This window comes from Pseudomonas sp. HMWF021, assembly GCF_003061005.1.
Taxonomy (GTDB): Bacteria; Pseudomonadota; Gammaproteobacteria; order Pseudomonadales; family Pseudomonadaceae; genus Aquipseudomonas.
Map to the genome: position 1 here is coordinate 75,498 of NZ_QAIK01000095.1, position 5,931 is coordinate 81,428.

Annotated in this window: 6 protein-coding genes; 2 read left to right on the forward strand and 4 right to left on the reverse strand. The window is 59.8% G+C overall.

What is annotated here, in order from left to right; translation table 11 throughout:
* On the forward strand, positions 1-1,431 hold a 1,431-nt coding region (locus tag DBR18_RS29145; protein WP_256588692.1), incomplete at its 5' end, for an NAD-glutamate dehydrogenase domain-containing protein.
* Between the two features lie 221 nt (positions 1,432-1,652).
* On the opposite strand, the gene DBR18_RS12890 is transcribed toward DBR18_RS29145, so the two are convergent.
* The 4 genes from DBR18_RS12890 to DBR18_RS12905 all read right to left on the reverse strand — a co-directional run bounded on the left by DBR18_RS12890 (position 1,653) and on the right by DBR18_RS12905 (position 5,051).
* Positions 1,653-2,366 (reverse strand): ATPase, encoded by a 714-nt coding sequence (locus DBR18_RS12890; RefSeq protein ID WP_108590589.1) that lies wholly within the window; start codon positions 2,364-2,366, stop codon positions 1,653-1,655.
* A gap of 241 nt (positions 2,367-2,607) precedes the next feature.
* Positions 2,608-3,009 (reverse strand): cupin domain-containing protein, encoded by a 402-nt coding sequence (locus tag DBR18_RS12895; protein WP_108590590.1) that lies wholly within the window; start codon positions 3,007-3,009, stop codon positions 2,608-2,610.
* Positions 3,010-3,200: 191 nt separating this feature from the next.
* On the reverse strand, positions 3,201-3,494 hold the full coding sequence (locus tag DBR18_RS12900; RefSeq protein WP_108590591.1) for a putative quinol monooxygenase: 294 nt from the start codon (positions 3,492-3,494) through the stop codon (positions 3,201-3,203).
* Between the two features lie 123 nt (positions 3,495-3,617).
* Positions 3,618-5,051, reverse strand: a complete 1,434-nt coding sequence (locus DBR18_RS12905; protein ID WP_108590592.1) for a PLP-dependent aminotransferase family protein — start codon at positions 5,049-5,051, stop codon at positions 3,618-3,620.
* A 313-nt stretch (positions 5,052-5,364) separates the two neighbouring features.
* On the opposite strand from DBR18_RS12905, the gene DBR18_RS12910 reads away from it, so the two are divergent.
* Positions 5,365-5,805, forward strand: a complete 441-nt coding sequence (locus DBR18_RS12910) for a carboxymuconolactone decarboxylase family protein (protein WP_108590593.1) — start codon at positions 5,365-5,367, stop codon at positions 5,803-5,805.
* The last annotated feature ends 126 nt before the right edge of the window (positions 5,806-5,931 follow it).

The following is a 5,931-nucleotide window of genomic DNA, read 5'->3' on the forward strand; positions in this document are numbered from 1 at the left end:
CTCAATGGCGGCGGTTCCAACACCGACTTCATCGACAACGCCGGTGGCGTGGACTGCTCCGACCACGAAGTGAACATCAAGATCCTGCTGAACGAAGTGGTTCAGGCCGGCGACATGACCGACAAGCAACGCAACCAGTTGCTGGCGAGCATGACCGACGAAGTCGGTGGTCTGGTGCTGGGCAACAACTACAAGCAGACCCAGGCCCTGTCCCTGGCGGCGCGTCGTGCCTACGAGCGCATTGCCGAGTACAAGCGTCTGATGAGCGATCTGGAAGGCCGTGGCAAGCTGGACCGTGCCATCGAGTTCCTGCCGACCGAAGAGCAGATCAACGAGCGCGTTGCGGCAGGCCATGGCCTGACCCGTCCCGAGCTGTCGGTGCTGATCTCGTACAGCAAGATCGACCTCAAGGAGCAACTGCTGAACTCGCTGGTGCCGGACGACGATTACCTGACCCGCGACATGGAAACGGCGTTCCCGCCGACCCTGGTCAGCAAGTTCTCCGAAGCCATGCGTCGTCACCGTCTGAAGCGCGAGATCGTCAGCACCCAGATCGCCAACGATCTGGTCAACCACATGGGCATCACCTTCGTTCAGCGACTCAAAGAGTCGACCGGCATGAGCCCGGCGAACGTGGCTGGCGCCTACGTGATCGTGCGTGACATCTTCCACCTCCCGCACTGGTTCCGTCAGATCGAAGCGCTGGACTACCAGGTCTCCGCTGACGTGCAACTGGAGCTGATGGACGAGCTGATGCGTCTGGGCCGCCGTGCTACACGCTGGTTCCTGCGTGCCCGTCGCAACGAGCAGAACGCTGCCCGTGACGTTGCGCACTTCGGTCCGCACCTCAAGGAGCTGGGTCTGAAGCTCGACGAACTGCTGAGCGGCGAAATCCGTGAAAACTGGCAGGCGCGTTATCAGGCTTACGTCGCGGCCGGTGTACCGGAGTTGCTGGCGCGTATGGTGGCGGGCACCTCGCACCTGTACACGCTGCTGCCGATCATCGAAGCGTCCGACGTCACTGGTCAGGATCCGGCCGAAGTGGCCAAGGCCTACTTCGCCGTGGGCAGTGCGCTGGACATCACCTGGTACCTGCAACAGATCAGCGCACTGCCGGTTGAAAACAACTGGCAGGCCCTGGCCCGTGAAGCGTTCCGTGACGATGTGGACTGGCAGCAACGTGCGATCACCATCTCCGTCCTGCAACAGGGCGACGGCACTCAGGACGTGGAAGCACGTCTGGCGCTGTGGATGGCACAGCACGAAAGCATGATCGAGCGCTGGCGCGCCATGCTGGTGGAAATCCGTGCGGCGAGCGGCACGGATTACGCCATGTATGCGGTGGCCAACCGTGAGCTGCTTGACCTCGCGTTGAGTGGGCAGGCGGTGGTGCCTGCGGCTGCTGCGAATGCCGAGCTTGAACTGGCCTGAGTAGTGGTTGAATGAAAAAGCCCCGGTGTCGTGAGATGCCGGGGCTTTTTTACATCTGTGAATTCACCCAGACCCTGTAGGAGCTGCCGAAGGCTGCGATCTTTTGATCTTGATCTTGATCTTTAAGGTCAAAAGATCGCAGCCTTCGGCAGCTCCTACAGGATTCGGATATCACCACAAAACTTGTGGGAGCGGGCTTGCTCGCGAAGAGGCCCTTTGTGTCAATACAACTTATGTGCTTGTTTGTTATCCAGCATCGACACTTTATCTGTCGGTCTGGTCAGTAAATTACTCAGCGACTGATCAAACTTCTGCAGCGCCCGCACTTGCACATCCTGCTGTTGATTAATATCCGCGACAATCTCTTCCGAACGTTTGAAGTCGGCCCACACCGGCGTCAGTTCCTTCGCTTCAGAACCTTTCGCCGTGCCGATGTAATTCAACTTCGCATCATAAAAGTCCGCACTCACATCAGCCTTGATATCGGAGCTGCGCGAGGTGATCAACTGGCTGTGGGTGTCGACAATCGCCACCACGTCCGGGTTGGCCGCGCGCAGGCTCTGCATGTCCGGGTACACCGTGACCGAGCCGAACTGCCGTTGCAGCGAGGCCTTGACCCAATCCACCGCCATGTCCGGCTTCGAGGTGTTGACGTAGGCGTCATGGATCGGCTGCACCAGCAGGCTCTGGCCGAAACCGGTGCCGGCGTTGGCCTGGTAGTCACGAAGGTATTCGCGGTTGGTCTGGGTGCTTGGGCTGTAGACCACGCCCAGTGACACGCCGGGACCGCTTTGCACCTGGGCGGCGCTGCTGCGGCCGACCGGTTGGGTGAACAGCGTGTCGAGGGACGAAACCGCTTTCGGCGCGGTGGGTACGGAACAGGCGGACAAGGCTAAAACCGATATCGCCAGGGTACTGGCAAAGGCAAGTTTCATGGTGAGTCTCCCGTGAAGCAACTTCAGTCGGAAAGTCAGCGTTGTCGCGGCTGTTTGTGACGGGCACACGACAGTTGATTCAGACTAAACCCGCCAAGCTGTAAATAAGCTGACAATTTTTCGAGTTGTGGCGATGCATTAGTTTTATTGGCTTTAAGGCAAAACGGTTAATTGCCTCGGGAAATAAAAAGGCGCAAAACAGTGTTTTGCGCCTTTTTATTTATGGCTGTGCAAACAACCATCAGTTTTTCAAGGGGATCAATACTTGCTCGTCCGGGGCCAATACCATGAACACCAGCAACTTCGCCGGTTTGGTGTTGCTGGCGTTTTTCGACACCAGATGTTCGGAGCCGGCCGGTTCGTACCAGAACTGGCCTTTCTTGTAGGTGATTGCCTGTTCGCCCTTGACCTGGGAAATCACTTCGCCTTCGAGCACATAGGCCATGGCGGTGCCGTCGTGTTTATGGGCGATGGAGGACTGGCCGGGTTTGTAGTCGACTTCGATCATCATGGCTTTCTTGCCGGGGGCGTTTTTCAGCATCTGGTCTTGCAGGACGGTGACTTTCTCGGACGGGTCATGGGCCAGGGCTGCGGCAGACATGGACAGGGCGAGAGCGGCGGTGAAGAGGTGCAGGGCTTTCATCTTGGATCACCAGTTGGGGGAGGGGGTGGTGACCACAGTAGTCTGCGGGGCGGGGTGTGCAAACGGCCAATATTCGGGAAGATCGGGTGACCAATCGGCTGTTGCCAAAAAGCAAAAGATCGCAGCCTTCGGCAGCTCCTACAGGGGATTGTGTAGGAGCTGCCGAAGGCTGCGATCTTTTGATCTTGCTTCTAAACGATCGGAAAACTGTTGAAATCCACACTATTGGCCAGACGGCTATCGATCAGGTCAATAAACCCCTGCGCCTCGGGCCGGTTGAAGTGCGCCTGCATCGCCGCTTCCGACTGCCAGCGTGCGCTCACCGTCCAGCGGTGGTTGTCGTCCGGGCAGCGGTCGACCAGATAGGAATCGCAACCCGGTGTCTGGCGCAAGGTGTCGACGATCCTCTGCAACTGCCGGCCGAGTTCTTCCGAACGCCCGGCGGCGGCGCGCACCTCGACGGTGTTGATCACTTGGTTTGACATTGCTCACACTCCTGAATCAGGCCGGACGAATCCTGCTCATTGAGGGATAACGCCAGTGCAGAATAGGCCTGCACCTGCTGATCACCAATAACCAATCGGCGGTTAATCGCCCAGACCAATCATTCACGCCACTTGTTGCAGAATGTCGCGCAGGCGATCCAGAGCGGTGTCGATGTCCAGCGTCTCGATGGCGCCGAAGCCGAAGTACAGGCCATTTTTCGCCGGTTGCTGGTGATAGAACCCATTGATCGAATACAGCCCGACCTCGACCTTTTTCGCCAGCTCGATCACCAACGGCAGATCCACCGGCACCTTGCAGAACACCGCCATGTGAAAGCCCGCACTGGCCGGCACCGCGTCGAGCCAGGGCGAAAGATCACCGGCCATGCGCGCCAGAATCCGTTCGCGGCGCTGGGCGTAAATCCCGTGGCAACGGCGGATGTGTTTGAGCAAACAACCCTCGGCGATGAACTTCGCCAGCGCCCATTGCGGCAGGGTCGAGGCGTGCAGGTCGGTGAGCTGTTTGGCGCGGATCACCGCTTCGAGGATCGCCGGCGGCAGGATCGCATAACCCAGGCGCAGCTCCGGCAGCAGGGTCTTGGAGAAGGTGCCGACGTAGGCGACGATGCCGCGCTGATCGAGGCTGAACAGAGAGTCCGTAGGCCGGCCTTCGTAGCGGAATTCGCTGTCATAATCGTCCTCGATGATGATCGCGCCCAGCTCATAAGCCCGGGCCAGCAAGGCCTCGCGGCGCGCCTGGCTCATTGGCATGCCCAGCGGAAACTGGTGCGACGGCGTGACATAAATCATCCGCGTGCCCTCGGGAATCTGCTCGACCACAATCCCTTCGGCATCCACCGGCACGCCGACCACCTCGGCGCCGTGAGTGCCGAACAACAAACGGGCCGGCGGATACCCCGGGTCTTCCATCGCCACCCGGCTGCCGGGGCTGATCAGCACGCGGGTGATCAGGTCCAGCGCCTGTTGCGCGCCGTTGCACACCACGATGTCTTCGTCCTGACAGTTGATCCCGCGCGAGAACGCGATGTGCCGGGCAATCGCGTTACGCAGCGCCGGCAGGCCCTCGGGCACGCTGTAGAAGCCTTTGGAGCCGGCCATCTGGCGCATCGCGTGCGAGACGCAGCGGCGCCAGTCGTCATGGGGGAACTGGCCCTTGCTGGTGGCGCCGCCAATAAAGTCGTAGCGCAACGAACCTTGCAGCGTCGGGTGGCGCAGGAACACCGGTAGGTTGCGCCAGCTTTCGATGACCTCGGCGCTGGCAAGCTCGGTATGGCTTTGCTTGCGCTGGATCTGCGCCGGGCGGGCGTTGACGTAAGTGCCTTTGCCGATCACCCCGGTGAGGTAGTTTTCGTAGGTCAGCTGCGCATAGGTGTCGGAAATGGTCTTGCGCGAGATCCCCAGTTGCTCGGCCAGCAGACGGCTGGGCGGCAACTGCGTGCCGGCGGCCAGACGCCCGGACTCGATGGCGCCGCGCAATTGCTGGTACAACTGACCAGCGAGGTCCTTGCGGCCATTGATCACGACGTGAAGTTCCATACCGACGCGGCTCCGGGGGGCGATTGAAGTGTCGGCCAGATTAACGCTGTTGCGTGATGGGCAGTAGTTGCGTAACACAAAAACCCGAAATTGGTCACCGTCCCTGTAGGAGCTGCCGAAGGCTGCGATCTTTTGACTTTGATTTTTTATAAGCAAATGCAAGATCAAAAGATCGCAGCCTTCGGCAGCTCCTACACGGATTTGTGTTTGGCCGGGGGCCAATGGTGTGGCGATTTTCCGTGGAATTGGGGCTGTAACGCTGGCGCATCAGCGCTTACCGTAAAACCACTATCCCGCATTCCGAGACCTGCCCATGTCCCCGCGTCTGGACTACTACAACGCCTCTCCCAAGGCGATGAAAGCCATGATCGCCATGGAAGCGCTGACCCGCGACCTGAGTATCGAGGCGCCGCTGTTGCAACTGATCAGGATCCGCGCGTCGCAGCTCAACGGCTGCGCGTTCTGCACCGACATGCATTCGGTGGACGCACGGCGGGCCGGGGAGAGTGAGCGGCGCTTGTATGCGATTGCAGTGTGGCGCGACAGCGGGTTTTTCAATCCGCGTGAGCGGGCGGCGTTGGCCTGGGCTGAGGCAGTGACGCTGTTGGCTGAGAGTCATGTGCCGGACGATGTTTACCAGATGGCCCGCGAGCAATTCAGTGAAGGGGAATTGGTCGACCTGACCATGGCCGTGACCACCATCAACAGCTGGAATCGCCTCGCAGTAAGCTTCCGCCAAACTCCAAGCGATTGACATGCACATAACCTGTGGCGAGGGAGCTTGCTCCCGCTCGGCTGCGCAGCAGTCGCAAAACCCTTGCATGCGGTCTGTCAGTCAAAACCGGTTCGGCAGATTTGGGGGCGCTACGCACCCCAGCGG

Excerpts from the sequence above, each read along its gene's own strand:
- DBR18_RS12890 (WP_108590589.1), bottom strand. The coding sequence starts at position 2,366 with ATGAAACTTGCCTTTGCCAGTACCCTGGCGATATCGGTTTTAGCCTTG.
- DBR18_RS12895 (WP_108590590.1), bottom strand. The coding sequence starts at position 3,009 with ATGAAAGCCCTGCACCTCTTCACCGCCGCTCTCGCCCTGTCCATGTCT.
- DBR18_RS12900 (WP_108590591.1), bottom strand. The coding sequence starts at position 3,494 with ATGTCAAACCAAGTGATCAACACCGTCGAGGTGCGCGCCGCCGCCGGG.
- DBR18_RS12905 (WP_108590592.1), bottom strand. The coding sequence starts at position 5,051 with ATGGAACTTCACGTCGTGATCAATGGCCGCAAGGACCTCGCTGGTCAG.
- DBR18_RS12910 (WP_108590593.1), top strand. The coding sequence starts at position 5,365 with ATGTCCCCGCGTCTGGACTACTACAACGCCTCTCCCAAGGCGATGAAA.